Annotated in this window: 20 protein-coding genes; 14 read left to right on the forward strand and 6 right to left on the reverse strand. The window is 68.6% G+C overall.

What is annotated here, in order from left to right; translation table 11 throughout:
- The first annotated feature begins 386 nt into the window (after positions 1-386).
- The 4 genes from SA2016_RS20400 (at position 387) to SA2016_RS20415 (ending at position 4,525) form a co-directional block, all read left to right on the forward strand.
- A complete protein-coding gene (locus SA2016_RS20400) occupies positions 387-1,400 on the forward strand; it encodes a hypothetical protein (protein WP_066503200.1) in 1,014 nt (337 codons plus the stop codon).
- A gap of 143 nt (positions 1,401-1,543) precedes the next feature.
- Positions 1,544-2,287, forward strand: a complete 744-nt coding sequence (locus SA2016_RS21865; protein WP_066503101.1) for a helix-turn-helix domain-containing protein — start codon at positions 1,544-1,546, stop codon at positions 2,285-2,287.
- A gap of 31 nt (positions 2,288-2,318) precedes the next feature.
- A complete protein-coding gene (locus SA2016_RS20410; RefSeq protein ID WP_066503103.1) occupies positions 2,319-3,335 on the forward strand; it encodes an ImmA/IrrE family metallo-endopeptidase in 1,017 nt (338 codons plus the stop codon).
- Positions 3,336-3,463: 128 nt separating this feature from the next.
- Positions 3,464-4,525 (forward strand): nucleotidyltransferase domain-containing protein, encoded by a 1,062-nt coding sequence (locus tag SA2016_RS20415; RefSeq protein ID WP_066503105.1) that lies wholly within the window; start codon positions 3,464-3,466, stop codon positions 4,523-4,525.
- Positions 4,526-4,614: 89 nt separating this feature from the next.
- Here SA2016_RS20415 and SA2016_RS21675 read toward each other — a convergent pair whose 3' ends face one another.
- Entirely contained in the window at positions 4,615-4,893 is a 279-nt protein-coding gene (locus SA2016_RS21675; RefSeq protein ID WP_066503107.1) for a hypothetical protein, read from the reverse strand.
- A 143-nt stretch (positions 4,894-5,036) separates the two neighbouring features.
- On the opposite strand from SA2016_RS21675, the gene SA2016_RS20425 reads away from it, so the two are divergent.
- Positions 5,037-5,516 carry a hypothetical protein gene (locus SA2016_RS20425; RefSeq protein ID WP_141305551.1) on the forward strand — a complete coding sequence of 160 codons (480 nt, stop codon included), beginning with the start codon at positions 5,037-5,039 and terminating at the stop codon, positions 5,514-5,516.
- Between the two features lie 43 nt (positions 5,517-5,559).
- On the opposite strand, the gene SA2016_RS20430 is transcribed toward SA2016_RS20425, so the two are convergent.
- A complete protein-coding gene (locus tag SA2016_RS20430; RefSeq protein ID WP_066503113.1) occupies positions 5,560-5,742 on the reverse strand; it encodes a hypothetical protein in 183 nt (60 codons plus the stop codon).
- A gap of 74 nt (positions 5,743-5,816) precedes the next feature.
- Positions 5,817-7,004: an ATP-binding protein gene (locus SA2016_RS20435; protein ID WP_066503116.1), complete on the reverse strand. Its 1,188-nt coding sequence runs from the start codon at positions 7,002-7,004 to the stop codon at positions 5,817-5,819.
- A 263-nt stretch (positions 7,005-7,267) separates the two neighbouring features.
- Here SA2016_RS20435 and SA2016_RS22425 point away from each other — a divergent pair, with 263 nt between their 5' ends.
- From SA2016_RS22425 to SA2016_RS22730, 3 genes are all read left to right on the forward strand, one after another.
- Positions 7,268-7,633 carry a TnpV protein gene (locus SA2016_RS22425; protein WP_229710898.1) on the forward strand — a complete coding sequence of 122 codons (366 nt, stop codon included), beginning with the start codon at positions 7,268-7,270 and terminating at the stop codon, positions 7,631-7,633.
- Positions 7,634-7,806: 173 nt separating this feature from the next.
- Positions 7,807-9,372, forward strand: a complete 1,566-nt coding sequence (locus tag SA2016_RS22430) for a class I SAM-dependent methyltransferase (protein WP_229710899.1) — start codon at positions 7,807-7,809, stop codon at positions 9,370-9,372.
- Positions 9,332-12,700 (forward strand): helicase-like domain-containing protein, encoded by a 3,369-nt coding sequence (locus tag SA2016_RS22730; RefSeq protein ID WP_503413214.1) that lies wholly within the window; start codon positions 9,332-9,334, stop codon positions 12,698-12,700. The genes SA2016_RS22430 and SA2016_RS22730 overlap by 41 nt, the downstream gene beginning before the upstream one ends.
- Before the next feature lie 229 nt (positions 12,701-12,929).
- On the opposite strand, the gene SA2016_RS20450 is transcribed toward SA2016_RS22730, so the two are convergent.
- Positions 12,930-13,247, reverse strand: a complete 318-nt coding sequence (locus SA2016_RS20450) for a hypothetical protein (protein ID WP_066503121.1) — start codon at positions 13,245-13,247, stop codon at positions 12,930-12,932.
- Positions 13,248-13,460: 213 nt separating this feature from the next.
- Between SA2016_RS20450 and SA2016_RS20455 the strand changes: the two genes are divergently transcribed.
- The 5 genes from SA2016_RS20455 (at position 13,461) to SA2016_RS20475 (ending at position 17,792) form a co-directional block, all read left to right on the forward strand.
- The gene (locus tag SA2016_RS20455; RefSeq protein ID WP_066503124.1) at positions 13,461-13,853 is read left to right on the forward strand and encodes a plasmid mobilization protein; all 393 of its coding nucleotides are present in this window, start codon (positions 13,461-13,463) and stop codon (positions 13,851-13,853) included.
- A complete protein-coding gene (locus SA2016_RS20460) occupies positions 13,850-15,457 on the forward strand; it encodes a relaxase/mobilization nuclease domain-containing protein (protein WP_066503134.1) in 1,608 nt (535 codons plus the stop codon). The genes SA2016_RS20455 and SA2016_RS20460 overlap by 4 nt, the downstream gene beginning before the upstream one ends.
- 573 nt (positions 15,458-16,030) lie before the next feature.
- Complete coding sequence (locus SA2016_RS20465; RefSeq protein WP_066503137.1) at positions 16,031-16,741, forward strand: TIR domain-containing protein; 711 nt, start codon at positions 16,031-16,033, stop codon at positions 16,739-16,741.
- A gap of 105 nt (positions 16,742-16,846) precedes the next feature.
- Entirely contained in the window at positions 16,847-17,212 is a 366-nt protein-coding gene (locus tag SA2016_RS20470) for a hypothetical protein (RefSeq protein ID WP_066503140.1), read from the forward strand.
- 91 nt (positions 17,213-17,303) lie between these two features.
- A complete protein-coding gene (locus SA2016_RS20475) occupies positions 17,304-17,792 on the forward strand; it encodes a hypothetical protein (RefSeq protein WP_218918329.1) in 489 nt (162 codons plus the stop codon).
- A gap of 79 nt (positions 17,793-17,871) precedes the next feature.
- Here SA2016_RS20475 and SA2016_RS20480 read toward each other — a convergent pair whose 3' ends face one another.
- Both SA2016_RS20480 and SA2016_RS20485 read right to left on the reverse strand, forming a co-directional pair.
- Positions 17,872-18,105, reverse strand: a complete 234-nt coding sequence (locus tag SA2016_RS20480; RefSeq protein WP_066503145.1) for a hypothetical protein — start codon at positions 18,103-18,105, stop codon at positions 17,872-17,874.
- A 108-nt stretch (positions 18,106-18,213) separates the two neighbouring features.
- Positions 18,214-18,402, reverse strand: coding sequence for a YqaE/Pmp3 family membrane protein (locus SA2016_RS20485; protein ID WP_066503149.1), 189 nt, complete (start codon positions 18,400-18,402; stop codon positions 18,214-18,216).
- Between the two features lie 203 nt (positions 18,403-18,605).
- Here SA2016_RS20485 and SA2016_RS20490 point away from each other — a divergent pair, with 203 nt between their 5' ends.
- Positions 18,606-19,811: a Fic family protein gene (locus SA2016_RS20490; RefSeq protein WP_169803112.1), complete on the forward strand. Its 1,206-nt coding sequence runs from the start codon at positions 18,606-18,608 to the stop codon at positions 19,809-19,811.
- Positions 19,812-19,961: the final 150 nt, after the last annotated feature.

Below are 19,961 nucleotides of genomic sequence, written 5' to 3' on the forward strand. Positions count from 1 at the left end.
CAAGGCGGGCGGATCATCATTCCCCAATGAGCCGCCAGAACAAGTGAATGACTGAAAAGTAAACCACCCGACTGATCTTCACAAGTAAGTCACAGGAACCGCTCGGGAGAGCATGCTGTCCGCTGCTGAGTGTGACGGGGAGGCGGTAGTCTCATCGGCCGCTTCAGTGCTCCGCAGCGGGTCCTGTACTGGGCCGTCGTACGGCGCCGGTGCTGAATTGACCGCGCGACCTTTGGTGCTCGAGGGTTTCTGCAGACCGCCTCACCTGTCGTCCGAGCGCCGGGGCCGCCCGCCGCCGCCTGAGGAAGGCGACAGCCCGTGTGTCGTATCAATGCCGGTTGCACCGGCCTGCGAGAATTCTGATGGGGATGGGGGGCAGGACTTTCATGAGCGCGTTCGATGAAATTGGCCGGCGCGGCGATGCGGGCGGTCCCGAGACGATTGCGCTGCTGCGTCAGCTCGGTGCGCAGGTGACGCGTACGTCGCCCTTTCCTCCACCGGAGGAATACAGGAGCTGGAGCCGCGAAGCCGTGGACGATCTCCTCGCGGACATGTTCGCGAAGGATTCCAAGCGTGGCCAGGTCTTCGTGCTCGGCTGCTACCTGCAAGCGACCGACCAAGCGTCGTTGGAGCGGATGCTCGTGGCATCGGTTCGGAACTTCCTCGTCGATCAGGCCAAGGGAACCGAGCGCGGCAAGCTCCGTCGCCGGCTGGACAACCTCCTTGCAGACGACAGCCGCTTTGTCCGGCCGCACGATGTGGGGAGCATCCTTGCCTGGGCACTACTGCACCGTGCAATGGGCCTGTGGCAAGGGGACCTTGACGAGCTGCACGAGGCAGCGGCCCGTGTCCGGGGGCATCAGATTCTGAGCTGGAACACGGCTGGCCGTACGCCTCGGCGCACAGTCATCGCTCTTACCTCGGTGTGCCATGGAGTGATCGACCATGCGGACGGCTCGGTCCGTGATGAGGACCTTGCCAAAGTTGTCGAACGGCGGTTCGCACTTCTGGCACCGCCCGTCTTCGTCGAGATGCCCGACGGCTCAGCCAACGCAGCGGCAGCTGCCTTGGTCAGCGTCGACAGCGACTCGGGAGAAGACCTCGGCGTTCAGGAGCGGGCTGAGCAGCTCTGGGCAGCACTGAGCGCAGAGGAACGGAAGCTCCTGCCCGTTCTCGGGCAGAGCCTGGAGGAGCGGCGCGCCGCGACCAGTCTGGGGCGTGCAGCAACACAGGCCTTGAGCGACGCCTTGGTCGACCGGCTCAGGATGGCGACCATCGATGACGAAGACCGCGAGGCAATCGTTCTGCGATTGGGCGCGATCGCCGCGGACGGCTCCGACTCACGTCGTCTGTCCCAAGTGGGACCGTCCCCACGGTCCCTTGGAGAGGAGCAGACGTGACCCGCAACGCCCCACAGGCGAAGTCCAGGCTCGAGGAAGCAGCCTCAGGAGTCACAGTTCCCGGACCGGTCCGTAGAGCATGGACAGGAGTCCCGCCGGATGTGGCCGCCGGGCAGATCTGGCGTGCACGGTGGAACCGCCACGTGCAGCTCGTCGCCATCATCGGGGCCGATCACCGGATCACTGCGCTGCCGCTGTCGTTGGACCCCGACTACGCCGATGCAACAACCACCTGCATCAGCGCCGAGGCCAACCCACTCGGCGTTCCTGTAACCGCGTGGGCTGGCCTGGCAACAACTCTGCCCGCCGTCGTCCTCGACCGCTTCGCCGGCCAGCTGGACCATGACACCGCGGCAGCCCTGGCCGCCGGGCAGACAGCAGCCGGCGCAGACCCCTCCGCCCCCGAGCAGGTGCGCATGTACCGGGCACTGCTCGAAGATGCCATGGAAGAACTCTCCGCTGCCCGATGGTACGAGGACGGGTCAGGCGAACTGAGCCGGACCATGCAACGGGCTGGCCTTGAAGTCCGGGAGGTCGCAGACCTGCTCGGAACGACACCACAGAAGGCATTGGCGATCTGGCGGGGCCGGATGCCCCTCGCCCTCGAGGAGGCCAAAAGGCTTGCGCCTGTGATGGGGGCGTCTGCAGAAGAGCTCTTGACCAGAAATCCTGTGCCCCCACCAGATCTCGTCGGCTGCTTGGACAACCCGCGACGACTTCACCAGATCCTTGCCTATGCGGCCAAGCGCGGCATCGACGCTCCCACCGCCTACCGGGATCTCGCGTACCAGACGTGGGCTCTGGCGGCCCGCCAGACCGGCGGTAAGGCCACCAACTGGGACCTTCGGCTCGACACCATCTTCGCGGCGGACTCCGATGAGCAGTGAGCGCGCCCCAGCCGGCATCCCCAGGAGGCTGGTGGTCAAGCAGGTGGCTGCCATGCTCGAACACCTCGATGCTTCCGACCCGCTGCTCCGCCCACAGCTATTCGATGACGCCATAGGCACCCTGGCAGCGCGAGACGACGTCGGTCTCCGTCTAGTCCCGGATCAGGAGATCGAAGCCTCCGGATGCAGTGTCGCGGGCGGATACCTTACCGACGGCACGCCGCCGCTTCTGGTCATATCCGAATCCGCAAGCCGCGGTCGACGAGCTTTCACGGCTCTTCACGAGTACGGCCACCACCTCCAGCAAAGCGTCTACAGCCTCATGGAAGGCCTGGTTCAGCAACCTGACGGGGGAGTCACACTGGAAGATGCAGCTTGCGACAGCTTCGCCTCCGCCATCTTGCTGCCCAAGGAACTGGTCGCACTGCACATCCCTGACGAGGGACCGTCAGCGGCCAGCGTGCTGTCCCTATGGAGGGCTGCTCCACAGGTCTCCAGGGCAGCCGTCTGCGTGCGCGCGGCCTTGACCCTCCAGACCCCGGGCCATGTGACCCTGCTCGACGAAAGCGGCACCGTGGTCTTCTCCTCCTCGCGGGAACTTCCCCCGCTTCGTCGAGGCAGCGACCAGTCCCGGGTCAGCATCGTGAAGGCCGCACTGCGCGCCCCAGGGCGCACCGTCGAGGGCGAGGCCGAGTTCCTGTACCGCGACGGAATCCGCGGGCAGGAACTCTATGCGCAGGCCGCTGACCTGGGCGGTATGACAGTCGTCGTTTCGGTGAGCGAGCGGGCAGCCTGGCGCAAGCTCTCCCTGCCCCGCAAGGACAGCAGCCCCAAGGGTGTGTTCAGGATCTGCGAGCACGCCGCCTGCGGATACGAGTTCCGCACCTTCGACCCGCCCTGTGGGCAGTGCGGCGTGCCGCTGTGCCCTGAGTGCGGCCAGTGCAACTGCAGCTTCCGGCTGCGTGAAAGGGCCTGTCCGTCCTGCTACCTGATGCAGCCGATCCACCTCTTCGACAGCGCGACTGGTCCCTGCCGGGACTGCGCCTGAGATGGGCAGCGGCGGCCGAAGCGAATTACGTCGTCTGTCCCTGGTGGAGCATCGAAGCGGTGCTCCGCGTGGAACTCGGCGCCGGCGAGTCACACCACCTCAGTAATCCGGCGAGGAAGAACGCAGCCATGACGGTCATCAGCCCCACCATCACTCTGGAACACCTCGCCAACGAGGCCCGGTCCAGGATCGAGGTTTCAGCCGAGGAACTTGACGAAGCACGGGAGCGCCGCTCTGCAGTCGGCGCTGCCCTTCGCCGTGAATTCACCGGCAGCCGTACCTACCTCAACGGCAGCATCGCCCACGGCGACGCGCTCACGCCGCTCACCGACGTCGACCTCGGGGTCGTCATTCCTGACCCCGACCACGAGTACGGTCCGGGCAAGCGCGGACCGAAAGCGCTCAAGGAGCGCGCGGCAGAGGCCATCCGCCACGGGCTCAAAGGGCGGTACGGTGACCTCGCAGTCGAGGTCGAGGGCCGCAAGCGCTCCCTTCTCGTGCGGTTCCGCGACCCGGTCGCCCCAGGGCGACCGGACTTCACCGCAGACGTGATCGTCGCCCTCGACAACCCCGGCGGCGCGGGCCTCTACATCCCTCGGTTCGACAGCTGGGACCGCTCCCACCCTGAGAAGCACACCGAACTCATCAGCATCGCGAATAAGGCCACACAGGCACGTTTCGCGCGCACAGTGCGACTGCTGAAGCACTGGAACCGCAGCAACGGCAAGCTGCTCTGTTCCTGGAATATCAAGGCACTTGCGCTCGACTGCATCGTGGCCCCCACTGCACTGATTCCCGGATTGCGCGGATGGTTTGACCACGCGATCGCCCAGCTCTCCCGTGGAGAGACACCCGACCCCGCGGGCGTCGCGGCGAAGCCCATCAAACTCAACGGCACGCGCACGGAAGCTATCCGGCGTCTCACCCGCGCACTGGAGAACCTCGACCGCGCTATCGAGTACGAGCAGGCCGGCTACCCGGTCCTCGCCCACGATGAGCTCGCCAAGTTCTTCAACGACCCCGAAGTGATGCCGCGTCCGAGTGCGACCGCCGTGATGGGCGAGGAAGCACGCCGGGTCCTCGACGAGAAGAGCAAGGACAGCAAGAGTTTCGGCGCTCCTGCCCTCCTGACGGGAACGGGTTCGTCAGCAGGCCGAAGCCGTGGAAACATCCGCTCATGGGGCGCATAGTTCGCCCGTGGTACGGTGCTGACCCGGTCTGGAGGCTTCCGTTCCAGCGCAATGCCCGGCGTCACTACGGTCACACCGTCACGGCTCACCTACATCCGGGCTACCTCATCTACCGGCACGAAGGGCTCGACATCCCCGGCCGCGAAGAGCCCGTTCCAGTTGAGATCCGCTTCGAGGCCAGCCCTCTGTACGACACCTACGGACTGGAGCCCCAGGACTATCCGCGGGTGTTCGCAGACAGTGGGCTGGCCTCGCCCCACCGCATGCCCGATGGCAGCCTCTGCCTGTTCTACCCGGGAGATCCCCCTGAGCGGCGTTGGACAGCAGAGGCCGGCCTGCTCGCGCTCCTCGACCTTGCCGGCGACCACCTCTTCTTCGAAACCTACTGGCGCCACAGTGGAGGTCACCGGGGAGGGAGATGGCTGGCACCGGAGGCGCCCCACGGCTATCGAGGGAGGACACAGTGACTCCGACTCCGACGCCATTTCCTTCAGTCGGCGCGACAGCGGTGATGGAGCCGATCAGCTGGGACGGTATTGCGACTGTCATCGCCGCGATCCTTGCTGCGATCGTCGCCGTCATCGGCTACAGCATCCAGCAGGCGGCTGCCCGGAAGGAACGACGGGCAGAGATCTACAGCGAAGCGCTGCGCACAGTCGAGGACTACTTGGAAGCGCCGTATCTTGTGCGCCGCCGGGACGGCTCCGCTTCAGCACGCCAGAGCATCACAACCCACATCAGCGATATCCAATCGCGGCTGTCCTACTACTGCGCCCTGCTCGACATCCATGCAGACCCAGAGATCGGTGCTGCTTATGAAACCCTGGTCTCAGCCGCGCGGGCCGATGCCGGCAAGGCAATGCTCGAAGCGTGGAAGGGCCGCCCGACACGGCACGACAGAGGCGTCTCCATTGCCTCCCGGCATGATCGCTCCCGCAGTGACGCCGCTCGCCGGGCCTACATCGAGGCGATCAGACGCCGAGACGCCTGACGATGGTCACCTGACGTGACACAGGCCAGGGCCTGGTCGCGCCTCACAGCCGTGCCGCCCTTCGCTCGAGCCACCGTTCGAAGCGACGTGGGATCGACCTGATCGAACCGACGATGGCCAGGGCCGTGCCGGTGGCCGCTGCCGCCGTGAGGTTGCCGACGGCCACTGCTCCGAGGGGGGTCTGAGACCAGAGGAGGAACTGGTTGAGGTCGGAGATGAGATCCATAGGCGGAAGATAATCGGACCCTCTGACATTTATCGACGCTGACGGCCTGACGGGCCGGTCTCAAGCCCCGTGCATCACCCGAGCTCGTCGAGTTCCTGGTGTTGGCGTTCGATGAAGCCGGCCATGCCGGGGACGGTGAAGGCGACCTGCCCGTATTCGGGCGGGTAGATGAGGCCTTTGGAGATGAGCTGGGCGCGGGTGGGTCCGAGGCTGGTGACCTTCTTGCCGAGGCGTGCGGCGATGGCGCCGGTGGTGGAGGGGCCGTCGCCGTCGGCGGCCATGGCGTTCATGTAGTCGCGTTCGCGCGGGGTGGCCCGGTCCCAGCGGGAGGGGAAGAAGCCGGCGTCGAGGCGCTGCTGGCCGATGCGGACTGCCTCGTGGGCTTCGTCGCCGGTGAACGGGCTGGTGGTGGCGACTTCCCACATGGCGGATCCGAATTCCTGGATGAAGTACGGGTACCGGCCCGAGGCCTCCAGCACGGCTGCGAGGGCGTCGTCGCTGTAGGACTGGCCCATCTGGGAGGCGGGGACGGTGAGGGATTCGGCGGCCTGGTCAGGGTCGAGCTTGCCGATCTGGCGGTAGTCGAAGAGCCGTTCGGCGTAGCTGCGGGCGTCGGCGAGCCGCGCGGGGAGGTTGGGCAGCCCGGCGCCGGTGACGAAGAACGGGAGCTCGTTCTGGACGGCGTGGTGCTGGACGGTGACGAGGGCAGCCAGGAGCTCGTCGTCGACGTCCTGCATCTCGTCGATGAACACCGCGAAGCCCTTCCGCAGCCCGCGCAGAGCTGCCCCGACGTCTTCGACGACGTCCTGCAGGTCGATGTCCATGTGCCCGGTCCTGGCCCGGGCCGGGTCGACGTCCACGCCGAGGGAGATCCCCTCGATCCCGATCGTGGCGCTGAAGGAGGTCACGGTCCGAAGGAGCGCCTTGACCGGCCCCACCCCGATCTGGGACACGTAGCGCCGGGAGGCGACCTGGAGCTCGCGGGCGAGCGCCTTGCGGATGTCCCGCGCCCCCTCCTCCCCGGGCCGGCCCTCGAGTTTGAGGGTGAGCCAGCCGTGGTGGTCGGCGATGCCCTTGAGCCGGTTCAGCAGCACGGTCTTCCCCACGCCGCGGAGTCCGCTGAGCACCATGGGCCGAGCCGGCATGGACAGCTCTGTCCGGGCGACGAGGAGGTCGAAGGCGCGGATCTCGGCCTCGCGGCCTGCGAGGAAGCGCGGAGGCACGCCGGATCCGGGGTTGTAGGGGTTCAGCTGCGGTTCCACAGTGACACTGTACAGACTTATCCGCAGCTATTGGGTTTTTCCTATAACCCCGGATAGCTTGTCATAACCCAGCCGACAGGCTCCGGGCATTGCAGGTGTGGTTCATGTGACACGGCCTGTTTCCCTCCTTTGGCTAGCGTGGCGGGCGGAGACGCCAGCCGACATCGGAGGGGGCCGCGTGGCCAGGAAGACCGGCAAGAGGGTCGAGGGGCAGCTGAGCTTCGACCTGGAGGCATTGTGGGGAGCATCGGAAGGGGAGCGGGATGAACAGGTACGGCAGGCAGGCCGAGACGATGTGGAAGCAGGCGTGCCCGGGGAGGTACGCGGCGCTGGAGGACCCGGAAGCATTCTTCACGGGCCTGGGGAAGCTGGCCATGGAGATGGTGCTGGACCTCGAGGTGAAGATCGCCGGACCGGACGTGCCGGGGGAGGCGTACCTGGAGAAGGTCGGGCGGCTGAACGCGGCCCGGAACCAGGCCGAGGAGGTCGCCCGGGCGGAGATCCTGGCCCCGCCCGAGACGGAGGAGCCGGACGAGGAGGACGAGGACCCGGGCGACCCGGGTTCGAACCTGCTGGCGTGGATCAACCGGCACGAGCACCAGAGCTCGCAGGAGGACGAGCTCGACTAGACCGCTTCGTTCCGTCCGGACAGGGTGACCTCGCCCCATCGGGTGCGAAGGCGAGGGTCGAGGCGAACCTCGAGGCGCTGCGTACCCTGCGCGCGCTGCAGGCCGAGGACCGGCCGGCTACTGCGGATGAGCGGTCACGCCTGGCGCGGTGGGGTTCTTGGGGTGCGCAGGGCGTGTGGCAGATCTTCGATGAGGACCGGCCCGAGCACGCCGTCCAGCGGCGGGAGCTGAAGGAGCTGCTGAGCGAGCGCGAGTACCTCGCGGCGAAGCGGACGACCATCAACGCCCACTACACCGACGCCGCCTACGCCAAGGCTGTCTGGGGCACGTTGGCCCGGCTCGGGTTCACCGAGGGCGAGGTCCTCGAACCCGGCTCCGGGGCCGGGACGTTCATCGGCCTCGCCCCGGAGGGGGCGAGGATGACCGGGGTCGAGCTCGACCCGGTGACGGCCGGGATCGCGCAGAAGCTCTACCCCCACGCCGAGGTGCGCAACGAGTCGTTCGCCGACACCCGCTACCGCGCCGGGCACTTCGACGCCGTCGTGGGCAACGTGCCCTTCGCCGACCTCGTGCTCCACGACCCCCGCCACAACGCGGGCGGCCACTCGATGCACAACCACTTCATCATCAAGTCCCTGGCCCTGACCCGCCCCGGCGGGCTCGTGGCGGTCCTGTCGTCGTCGTTCACCCTGGACGCTGGGAACCCTGCCGCCCGGCGGGAGATGAACGCGATGGCCGACCTGATCGGCGCGGTCCGCCTGCCCACCGGGGCGCACCGCCGCGCCGCCGGCACGGAGGCGCTGACCGACCTGCTGGTCTTCCGCCGCCGCGAGCCTGGGCAGGAGCCGGCGAGCACACTGTGGGAGACGGTGCACGCCAAGCGGATCGACGGGCAGACAACCCGGGTCAACGCGTACTTCGACGAGCACCCCGAGCACCTCCTCGGGGACCTGCACGTCGGCCACGGGATGTACGGGGAGGCGACGCTGACCCTGACCACGGACGACCTCTCCGCCATCCCGGCGCGCCTGGAGGAGGCCCTGACGGGGATCGCCGACTGGGCCCTGGCCGAGGGGAAGGGCATGACGGCCCGCAGCGCGGAGCAGACCGCCGAGCGGGCAGCATGGGTGCCCGCCGAGCGGGGCATGTGGGAAGGCCACCTGACCCGCACCGAGACAGGCTTCACCGTCGTCCAGGACGGCGCCCACATCGACTTCCCCGTCCCCGGCCTCACCGTCACCGCATCGGGCGGCGCGCGGGTGAAGGCGGGGTCGCAGGCCGAGGAGCTCACCGCCCTGCTCGGCCTGCGCGATTCCGTCCGGTCCCTGCTGGAGCTGGAGGCGGCCGATGTCGACGACACCCCGGAGACCGACGCCGCACGCGAAGCGGCTGCGGACCCAGTACCGGGAGTACACGGCCGCCTACGGGCCGGTGAACAGGTTCAAGCTCACCCCCACGGGGCGGGTGGACGAGGACGGCGAGCCGATCATGAGCCGGCGCGTGCCGCTGGCGGTGGCCAAGTTCCGCCAGGACCCGTGGAGCCCGGTCGTCTTCGCCCTCGAGGAGTACGACGAGAGCACCGGCACCGCCAAGGAGGCCCCGCTCCTGGCAGCGCGGCAGGTCGCCCCGCGCCGGCCCGTGCTCGGCGCGGACACGGCCGAGGACGCCCTCGCGATCACCCTGGACACCACCGGGGAGGTGGACCTGGCCACTGTCGCGCACCTGCTGGGCACCGATGAGGCCGACGCCCGCACCCGGCTCGGCGAGTCCGTCTACGAGGATCCCAAGACGGGGGAGCTGGAGACCCGGGCCGCGTACCTGTCCGGGAACGTGCGGGCCAAGCTGCGCGAGGCCGAGGCCGCCGCCGAGGCCGACGGGCGGTTCGCCGGCAACGTCTCGGCGCTGCGCGCCGTGCAGCCGGAGCCGCTGCGCATGGACGAGGTCGAGGCCCGCATCGGCGCGGTGTGGATCAGCCCGGCAGACCACCAGGCCTTCCTGCAGGAGATCCTCGCCGACCCCCGGGCGAGCGTCGTGGGCACGGGCTCGATGTGGGACGTGAAGGCCGGCCGCCACTCCCTGTTGGCCACGAGCGAGTGGGGCACCGGACGCATGCCCGCCTCCGACATCTTCGCCCAGCTGCTCGAACAGCGCTCCGTCCGCGCCACCGACGAGGCAGAGGGGCGCCGGGTGATCAACCAGGTCGAGACCGCCGCGGCGCAGGAGAAGGCCCAGGCCCTGCAGGAGCGCTTCAGCGAATGGGTCTGGGAGGACCCGGAACGGGCGACCCGGCTGCTGGGGGAGTACAACGACAGGTTCAACGCGATCGTCCTGCGCGACTACACCGCCGAGGGGCAGGCCCTGACCCTGCCGGGGCTGGCGAAGGACTTCACCCCGCGGGCGCACCAGCGCGCGGCCGTGGCCCGCATGGTCGCCGAGCCCGCCGTCGGGCTGTTCCACCAGGTCGGTGCGGGCAAGACGGCCGAGATGGTCATGGGCGTGATGGAGCTCAAGCGCCTGGGCCTGGCGAACAAGCCTGCCGTGGTGGTCCCCAACCACATGCTCGAGCAGTTCGGGCGGGAGTGGCTCCAGCTCTACCCGCAGGCCCGCATCCTGGCCGCCTCCATCGACGACCTGGCCAAGGACCGCCGCCGCCGCTTCGTCGCCCGCGTAGCTGCGAACGACTGGGACGCGGTCATCATGACCCGCACCGCCTTCGAACGCCTCCCGCTCAGCGACGAGGCTCAGGCCTCCTACACCGAACGCGAGCTGGAGAGGCTGCGCGCCGAGCTCGAAGCGGTCAAGGCCCATGCCCAGGGTGCGGGGATGGCCGGGGCCGGGCTGGTGAAGCGGATGGAGAAGCGGATCCTCGCCCGCGAGGAGACCGTCAAGGCGCTGCTGGACAAGCCGACCGATCCGGGGCTGAGCTTCGAGCAGTCGGGCATCGACTACCTCGTGGTCGACGAGCTGCACGACTACAAGAACCTCGACACGCCCTCGAACATCCCGGGTGCGGCGATCCAGGGCTCCAAGCGCGCCTCCGACCTGCACATGAAGGCCGAGTACCTGCGCTCCCGGGAAGGCCGGCGGGTGATCACCGGGGCGACCGCGACCCCCATCGCGAACTCGGTCACGGAGATGTACGTGATGCAGCGCTACCTGCGCCCGGACCTGCTCCAGGACGCAGGGATCGGCGACTTCAACACCTGGGCGGCGACGTTCGGACAGGTCGTGGAGGAGATGGAGCTCTCCGTCGCCGGCGGCGACCGGTTCAAGCTCAAGGCGCGCTTCGCGAAGTTCCAGAACGTGCCCGAGCTGCTGCGCCTGTTCCACACCTTCGCCGACGTCAAGACCGCCGAGGACCTGCACCTCCCCGTCCCCGCCCTGGCGGAGCGGGCCGTGGACGGGCACCGGGCGCCCGAGCTGCACCCGGTGGAGCCGACCCCCGAGCTGACCGAGTACATCGCCCGGATCGGGGAGCGCGTCGACGCGATCGAGGCCCGCCGTGTGGAGCCGAGTGAGGACAACATGCTCAAGGTCTCCACGGACGGGCGCAAGGCCGCCCTGGACATGCGCCTGGTCGACCCGGTGCTGGAGCCCTTCGGGGAGACGAAGGCGTCCGCCGCGGCGGCGCTCATCGCCCGGGTCTACGCCGAGAACAAGGACGCCGTGTACACGGATCCGGCGACGGGGGAGCCGGACCCCGTGCCGGGTGCTCTGCAGATTGTCTTCTGCGACCAGGGCACCCCGGGCCAGGGGTGGAACGTGTACGACGAGCTCAAGCGCCAGCTTGTCGTGCGCGGGGTGCCGGGGCACATGGTGCGGTTCATGCACGAGGCGAAGAACGACTCGGAGAAGGCGCGGCTGTTCGCCGAGGCGAGGGCCGGGCACATCGCGGTCCTGGTCGGCTCGACGCAGAAGATGGGCGTCGGGACGAACATCCAGAAGCGCGCGGTCCATCTGGTCGACATGGATGCCCCGTGGCGGCCGGCCGACGTCGAGCAGCGCCACGGGCGGATCATCCGCCAGGGCAACCAGAACCCCGAGGTGCGCATCTCGCAGTTCGTCACTGTCGGGTCGTTCGACTCGTTCATGTGGCAGGGGCTGGAGCGGAAGAGCCGCTTCATCAACGCCATCATGAAGGGCCGCCTCGACGTGCGCGAGATCGAGGACATCGGGGACAACACGCTCTCCTTCGCCCAGGCCAAGGCCATCACCTCGGGCAACCCGCTGGTGCTGGAGAAGGCCAACGCCGACCAGGAGTACAACCGGCTGTCCAGGCTCGAGCGGGCCCACCACCGCAACCTCGTCGCGGTCGAGCACACCCGCGCCGCCGAGCGCACCGCCCTCGCCTCGGCAACGGCGGACCTGCCCCTCATCGAGGCCGCCGCCGAGCGGGCGGTGGACACGTCCGGGGAGGCGTTCGCGATGACCGTCCGGGGCGCGCGGTTCACGTCACGGACGGAGGCGGCCGCGGCCGTGCAGGACTGGGCTGCGGCGAACTCGCACCACGTGATCAACCCGTACGCGCGCACCGACCTCGGCGTTCTCGCCGAGGTCGGCGGGCACGCGGTCCGGGCCCGGCTCATCGCCCCGTTCCCGGGACAGAAGCCGACCGCCGAGCTGAGCCTGGACGGTGTGCCGCGGACGTCGTTCGAGCTCGACCGGGACGCCCTGATCAAGGCCGACCTCGGGACCATCCGCCAGCTTGAGAACCGCGTCGCGGGCCTGCCGCGGCTCGCGCAGCGAACGGCCGACCGGGCGGCGGAGGCCGAGGGGAAGATCGCAGAGGCCGAGGCCATGCTCGACCGGCCCTTCAAGCACGGCGAGGCACTCGCGGCCGCCCGTGCTGAGGTGGAACGGGTGGACGCTGCGATCGCCGCGCGCAGCGGCCCGGCTGAGCCCGCCGCTGCGGCGGAGCCGGACGGATTGGACGAGGAGACGCGGGCCCTTGCGGGGCTCGTGGCGGTCACTTTCCCGCGCGCCGCCCGGGGCGGCGGGGGACGCTCGGGAGAGGAAGCGAAGGGGCACACCCCGGCCCAGCGGAGGGACCTCGGCCGGGGGCGGTAGCCGTCGGCAGTGTGTGACCCGCGTCTGTGTCATCGCGGGCTGGGTGCTGCGGGAATCCTTGTGGGCCCGTCCGCATGGTTCGCACGATTCGGCGTCCGCGGAATGAAGCCGTCCTAGAAGGAGGGAACCGTCCGCCGGTTCCCCTCCGCTCCGTCCCCCATGCCGGCCGCCCAGGGCCTCGTCCTAGGCCCTCTTCAGGTGACCACGGCGGCCGGCAGGACGGCAGCGGTCAGTGCTCGACTGCGGGGGACTCCGGCACGGTTTCGGGGGTGCGTGACCGGGGCGCGGTGCGGGGCTTGCGGGGCCGGCCGCCGAGCTTCTTGGTGGGCGGCTCGATGCCGAATCCCTTCAGGTCCGATTCGGTCCAGCCGTGCCGGATGGCGGCGCGGTACTTGGCGAGGTGGTCCTCGTCGGCGGCGGCGAGTTCGGCGCGGGCTTCAGCGCTGCGTTTGGCAGCCGCAGCGTACTCGCGCACGGCGGTGATCCGGTCGTTCCGGTCCTGTTCCAGCTTGCGGTTCGCGGCCTCTTCGATCTGCTGAAGGTCCATGGCACCAGCCTAACGAAGCACCCCCTGTGCGGCATGGTTTTGTGGTCGCCGATCCGAGGGTTTCGGAAACCGACGGATCCCCCGGGGAGGAGCAAGCTATACATTTACGTGCCCGTAAATTGCTTGGAAGCTCGACCTGGGGTCGGGCTTCTGGCACACTGGCGTGTGAGTCCCCGAGGATTGGGGTCGCTGCGCTGGGCCGGAAGGAGCGTCATGGGCGAGGCCAAGACGGTACGCCGCCTCGGCAAGTCGCGCCGTGACAACGAGAAGGGCGGGCGTACGGAGTACATCAAGGTCTGGTGCTCCCCGGAGGAGAAGGCCGCCGTCGTCGTCAAGGCCGAGCAGCAGGGTGTGACGGCGCCGCGTCTGCTGTTCGAGAGCGCCATGGCCCAGCCGGGGGAGACTGCTTTCGACCGCCGCAACCTCGCGCAGGAGCTGCTCGGGATCCGGACCCTTCTCGGGGCTGTTTCGAACAACATGAACCAGATCGCCCGGCACGCGAATGCGACCGGGGAATTCCCCGATGACGCCGCCGCGGCGGTGGCCGTTGCGCGTCGTCTCATGGCCCGCATTGACGAGGCCGTGGTGCAGGTGATGCGCCCATGATCCCGAACGTCACCAAGGGCGACCGCATGGTCGGGCTGATCAACTACCTGGTGGGCCCGGGTCGCTCCAACGAACACAGGGACCAGCGTCTGCTCGCGGCGTCCGAGTCGATCGTCAGTGTCGAGGTCGGGCAGCGCCTGGACGCCGACTCGGCCCTTGCTCTCGGCCGCGAGATGGACATCCCCAAGTCCGTCTTCGGTGCCGGCAAGGAAGGGGCCAGGCACGTCTTCCACGTCTCGCTGAGCCTGTCCGCCGATGAAGGACAGCTCAGTGATGAAGCGTGGGGGAAGATCGCCCACGGCTTCGCGGAGAAGATGGGTTTCACCGGCAGCGACGGCAAGCCGCCGTGCCGGTGGATTGCCATCCACCATGGGTCCAGCAAGGCGGGCAATGACCACATCCACGTTGCGGTCTCCATGGTCCGGGAGGACGGCACCCGGTGGAGCCAGCACAAGGACTTCAAGCGCGCCCAGGACGCCTGCGCGGAGCTCGAGGAGGAGCACGGTCTGCGTGTCGTGCGCGGGCCGCATGCCGAGCGCGGCTACCACCCCAAGGAACGGGAGCGGACCGTCGCGATGGGCGCGGCAGAGTTGGACCGTGACCGGCTCCAGCGGGTCCTGCGCGCGGCGTCCACCGCGAGCATGGACGAGGCCGAGTTCGTCCGGCGCCTGCGCCGTTCCGGGGTCCTCGTGCGACCCCGCTTCGCCCAGGGCGGCACCGGGGCCGTTGCCGGCTATTCAGTCGCCCTCCGGCCGGAGAGCAGGGCGGAGAGGCCGGTGTGGTTCGGCGGCGGAAAGATCGCCCGGGACCTGACCCTGCCGCAGCTGCGCAAGGGCTGGAACGTCACGGACGAGACCGTGGCCGCAGCCCTTGCCGAATGGCAGGCGGCCGCCCAGGGGAAGCGCCCGACCACCGAGGGCCGCGAGGTCCACGAGCCCACCGCTGCCGAGTGGGAGAAGGCCACCGCCGAAGTCGGCCAGCTCTACGAGCGGATGAAGACGGTTCCGCTCGACGATGACGCCCTCTGGGCCCAGGCCGCGCGCGAAACCTCCGGTGCCTTCGCCGCCTGGAGCCTGCGCACCGAGGCGGTGCCTGGTCCGCTGGCGGCCACCGCCAAGGCGCTGGCCCGCACGGCCCAGCTGCGCCGCTTCCCGCCCGGGGTCGAGCACGCGCCCATGCCGAGCGCGAAGGGCGCGGGCATGCTGCTGATGCAGACCTCCGTGGGACCGTCCACGGCAGCCGGCCACGCCCTGCTGCTGGCGCAACTGCGCAACACCATGCGCGCCATCCACGACATGCACAAGACCGCCGGCAGACTCGGCGACGCCGAGCGTGTCAGGGCCGCGGCCATGGACAAGCTCACCATCGTCCGAGCAGACCTCCAGGCCCTCCAGACCCAGCACGCGACTGAGCAGGCCCCGGCCGCCGGGTCCCGCTGGCTCGCCGCCGCACCACGCGTTGAGAGCGAGGAGGAGACGGTGCAACGCCTCGTCGCCCAGTCGTTCCCGGACGCCCCGACCACTGCCCCCGGCAATGCCCCAGAGCAGACCCAGTCCGGCGCACGCAGCGCAGGCCCCGAGAGGGACCGCGGACGCGGACGCTGAGGGATGTCATTCCAAACGCCTAGTCTTTCGGCATGACGCTCCCCGAGTGACTATGTCAACCAGAACGAGGACCAGGGTGACGGGGCTTGACTCAGGACCACTCATGAGGCGGTGCTTCGGTGACTCGGAGGTGCGCTTGTCGTACCTTCACCGGACATGTCCTCGCGCCGGGTAAACGCTCCTCTGGTCGGCGCCGAGCCGGTTGGCAACATGGTGAGGTGCCGCACGGCGCGTTGGTCGGCCGGCTAAGGGGCGCCTCTCAGACCCGTGCCTCCCCTGGTCCGAAGCACGCGGTCCCTCCGGCCTTAGTATCGGTTCAGCAAATCGACTTCGGGGGAGAACCATGGCGGTACTGAGCGGAGCAACGCAACAGGCCTTTGCGCGGCTGCTCGAATTGAATGCAACGCACTCCATCATCGAGGGGCTCTATCTCCGATTTGACGTCGCTCCCCTCGACCCGTCAAGCAGCCCCAACAAGATGCGCAAGGCCACCCATCTCGTCAGGGAGCTCAATGCCCGCGGAAGCGACGACCTGGTCGACCTCATTGAATATGCAGGCTCCCCCAATCGGGAATGTCTGCCGCGTTCCGCCGCGGCAGCGCCGAGTCGGTGGACCTCTACAGGCAGCTCGACCGCGACACCGGAGGCAGCGCCCCGGCCCCAGCGTCCAAGCGAACGGCAACCGACACCACGGACCGGAGGTCATTCAAGAGACCAAGGACCACAGCCCCCGCGCACGCCTCGGCCTATGACCACGCCGCAAAGACCAAACGCTACGTCTTCGTCGTCCGAGGAAGGGACGACAAGGCTTACAAGGCCCTGGCGCAGTTCCTCGACGCCCTCGATCTCCGAATCGTCACATGGACCGACGCCCTCCGCGGAGTCGACAGCGGAAGCCCGCATACCCTGGACATCGTCCGTGCAGGCATCGAGATGGCGGACGCCGTCGTCGTGCTGATGACGCCTGACGACCTCGGCCGCGTGAAGCCCGAATACGGCACACCCACCGACAATCCCCGCGAGGCTGTCCCGCACGGTCAGGCCCGCCAGAATGTCGTATTCGAAGCCGGCTGGGCCATGGCACTGAACCAGAAGGGCGTCGTCCTGGTCCGCGTAGGGGACGTCAGACCCCTGAGCGATATCGACGGCCTCAACTACGTCCAGCTGACCAATGACTTCTCCGCCCGGCGGAACTTCATAGCCAGACTCCGCAACTGCAAGCTCGACCTCGACGACTCCGGCGAGGCCTGGCGTACCGCGGGCGCCTTCCCCGAACATCCGTAGCGCTGCCCGCTTACAGCCCCTCATTATGGATCCGTCCCCGTACTGAGGAACTAATCCAAGGCAGAGCACGTGGCGAGCCAAGGAGAACCGGAATAGGTTGACGGCATGCCCGAGTGCCGTGTGCTCCACTGCCCCAATTCGTCCAGTGATGTCTTCACCTACAACTTCGCCCCGCTGCAGCAGGCACCTGTCTGCCATGCACATCTCAGACGCCTGATGGGCGGTGAAATGTGGCTCCTGGACTCCAGGACTCACTACCTCCGTATGGGTGCCGACGTTCCGCCCAAGGTGGTTGCCCATCACGTCGCGAAGACGTTCGATGGGCGGAACATGATCGAGCTCGATGTCGAGACGACTCATCCTCAGGACGGGACAAGGAACCTCAGCCTGGTCCTCGATCCAAAATCCGCCGAGGACCTGAGGAAGAATCTCGGGTTCATGCTCGGCAAAGGGGAAGCACAGCACCCCTGAGGACGGAACCGGAACCGAAGGTCCGCGTGCCGTTCGGCGATCCTGCACCGGACGCGTGTGGAATGGTGCTCGTCGCTGGTACTTTGGCCGCGTGGACTCTGATCGGGGTCGCCGGATGAGGCGCCTGCCGCGCCCGTGGGGTGGGGACTACCCCAAGCGCGGCTATGCCGCGTACGAGCCGGTCGACCCGGACCAGCCCGACCGCTTCAGGACCGTCGACGTGCCCCGGATCGGCTCCTATCCGCTCCTGGTCCAGTGGGCGGCTCTCCACGGGCTGAGCCTGCGCGGCGCGGACGGCGTCGAGGTTCTCGACCGCGCCATCACCAACCGGGAGATCCAGATCGACGGCCCCATCATGGCCGAGGTTGCCTACTACGTGGGCGACCTGCTGTGCGAGGAGCAGTCGTCCTGGCGCTGGAATGTCGACGCGTGGGGCCTCCCGGTTCTCGTTCTGGACCGGGAGGATCTGAAATCCCCTGAGGTCTGGGACATCCTAGGGTTCCTTCGCCGGCGCTCAGACCAGGGTTCTCCGACACTTGCCGAAGCCCTCGCTCACTTCCGTGGCGGAACCGACCACTAGCCGACGATCCTTTGATCGGGCAGATGGACGATTCGCTCAGCGATCCGTCAGTGGGCCTCCGCTCGCGCCGGTCGGTATCTCAGCCGGTCGGCGGCCATCCGCTGTGCTTGAGCGCCTCATTGACGAGCTCGGCCGACTGGCGGTCCATCCGCTCGTGCTCCTCATCGGTGAAGTCGGCGATCCCGACGTACATGACCACGACTCCGTCGCGCGGTGGGGTGCGGTGGGTCGTGACCTTCCTGCCGAGGTTCCTGCCGGCTGCCCGACCGGCCGAGCGGATCTCAGCGACCCGCTCGGTGTCGTATTCCTCCACACGCTCCAGATACTGGGTGTTGTCCCTCGATGCGCCTGACGAGGTCCTCGCCCTCGACCCTTTCCTCGAACACAGGAATGCCTCCTCTGGTTGTCGGCCTTCGCAGGCCTACTTGGCCGGATCCTTGGTGACGACCAAGATGCCGTAGATGATGCCGGGCACGTGGCCGAGCAGCTGCCACAGGATGGCCCAGAGCACCTTGCGGGTCAGGCCCTCGTGGAAGAACACGGCCAGGGGCGGGAGGATGAAGCACAGGACGATCAGCAGGAGCTTCTTCATGGCCCCATAGTCGGCCATGGGGACCCCTCGGCACAGCTGTGCGGCCACGACACGGCGGAATGCCCCGACCTCGAGCGGCCGACCTGTGCCTCGCGCAGATGGAACGGAGTCCGCTTGCGGTTTTCATGTCCGAAACCAGTTGAAAAAATCCTGCTAGAATTTTTTCAACTAGGACGGTAGTTGAAAAGATCGTCGGAATGGATTCTCAGGTTGGAGGGCGGATGACCGTGCAGGAAGTCCCCGCAGCGGCGTGGCCCCCTGTTGTGGATGAGCCGCTTGAGTGGACCAGCCGCCACGAGTTCGGCCCGCGCGCAGCGCTGGGGGAGCGGACCGCGAGGTACCGTGCCGCGGTGCCGGCGCTGATCGGCACGGCGTCCTACGCGCCCTCGGGCAGGCTCGCGGCCGAGCTCGAGGACGCGGCCGTGGCCGTGCGCGAGTTCGACGCCGAGCTCGGGTCCGGGCTCGCGCCGTTCGCCTCGGTCCTGCTGCGCACCGAGTCTGTCTCCTCGTCGATGATCGAGAACGTCTCGGCCAGCGCGCGCAGCGTCGCCATGGCCGAGCTCGGCGACACCTCCAAGCGCAACGCGACCCTCGTCGTGGACAACGTCGCGGCGATGCGCGCTGCCCTGGCCGCGGCCGACGACACGACCCCGGAGAGCATCCTCGCCATGCACCGGGCCCTCATGGCCCACGCCGACCCGGCCCAGGCGGGCCGCTGGCGCGAGGAGCCGGTGTGGATCGGCACCAGCGCCAGCAGTCCAGTCGGCGCCGACTACGTCGCGCCGCGCTTCGAGCGCGTGCCCGGCCTGATCGAGGACCTCGCGGAATTCGTGCGCCGCAACGACATCCAGGTGCTCGCACACGCGATGCTCGCCCACGCCCAGTTCGAGACCATCCACCCGTTCACCGACGGCAACGGCCGCACCGGGCGCGCGCTCCTCCAAGCGATCCTGCGCGGCAAGGGGCTCACCCGGAACGTGACGGTGCCGATCTCCGCCGGGCTGCTCGTCGACGTGCGCGCCTACCACCGGGCACTGGACGCCTACCGCGAGGGCCAGCCTGACGAGATCGTGCGCATGGGAGCAGCGGCCGCGTTCCGGGCCATCGAGAACGGGCGGCGTCTGGCAGCCGACATCGCCCAGGCCCGCGAGGGCTGGAACGGGAAGGTCACCGCCCGGGGGGACAACGCCGTCTGGAAGGTCATGGACCTGCTGGAGCGCCAGCCGGTGGTCACCTCGCGGGTCCTCGAGGAGGAGCTCGGCCTCTCCGCCACCACGGCCTGGCGGGCGATGGGCCTGCTCGAGGAGGCGGGCGTGGTCGTGGGGGTGAACAAGCACAGGATGGGCCGCAACTGGCGCTCCGAGGAGGTGCTCCGGGCGCTCGACGAGTTCGCGCAGCGCGCGGGACGCCGCGGCCGCGCCGACTGAACGGCGCCGGGCGACGCATGGCGCCGCCAGGCGCCGGCCAACGTGCTTCTCCACGTCGTCAAGGACGCCAGCATCCTCCGAGGCCGCGAAGTCCCTCGCCTTGCAGTGGCCGCAGACCTCGCCGAGCGCCCCGGTGTGCGCGAGCACGGT

Origin of the sequence: Sinomonas atrocyanea (genome assembly GCF_001577305.1) — a bacterium.
GTDB classification, from domain to species: domain Bacteria; phylum Actinomycetota; class Actinomycetes; order Actinomycetales; family Micrococcaceae; genus Sinomonas; species Sinomonas atrocyanea.

Coding starts and splice junctions, on each gene's coding strand:
- SA2016_RS22425 (WP_229710898.1), top strand. CDS start 7,268: ATGAACAGGTACGGCAGGCAGGCCGAGACGATGTGGAAGCAGGCGTGC.
- SA2016_RS20450 (WP_066503121.1), bottom strand. CDS start 13,247: ATGGACCTTCAGCAGATCGAAGAGGCCGCGAACCGCAAGCTGGAACAG.
- SA2016_RS20425 (WP_141305551.1), top strand. CDS start 5,037: ATGGAGCCGATCAGCTGGGACGGTATTGCGACTGTCATCGCCGCGATC.
- SA2016_RS20490 (WP_169803112.1), top strand. CDS start 18,606: ATGACCGTGCAGGAAGTCCCCGCAGCGGCGTGGCCCCCTGTTGTGGAT.
- SA2016_RS20470 (WP_066503140.1), top strand. CDS start 16,847: ATGCCCGAGTGCCGTGTGCTCCACTGCCCCAATTCGTCCAGTGATGTC.
- SA2016_RS20430 (WP_066503113.1), bottom strand. CDS start 5,742: ATGGATCTCATCTCCGACCTCAACCAGTTCCTCCTCTGGTCTCAGACC.
- SA2016_RS20460 (WP_066503134.1), top strand. CDS start 13,850: ATGATCCCGAACGTCACCAAGGGCGACCGCATGGTCGGGCTGATCAAC.
- SA2016_RS20485 (WP_066503149.1), bottom strand. CDS start 18,402: ATGGCCGACTATGGGGCCATGAAGAAGCTCCTGCTGATCGTCCTGTGC.
- SA2016_RS20465 (WP_066503137.1), top strand. CDS start 16,031: ATGTCTGCCGCGTTCCGCCGCGGCAGCGCCGAGTCGGTGGACCTCTAC.
- SA2016_RS20400 (WP_066503200.1), top strand. CDS start 387: ATGAGCGCGTTCGATGAAATTGGCCGGCGCGGCGATGCGGGCGGTCCC.
- SA2016_RS20415 (WP_066503105.1), top strand. CDS start 3,464: ATGACGGTCATCAGCCCCACCATCACTCTGGAACACCTCGCCAACGAG.
- SA2016_RS20455 (WP_066503124.1), top strand. CDS start 13,461: ATGGGCGAGGCCAAGACGGTACGCCGCCTCGGCAAGTCGCGCCGTGAC.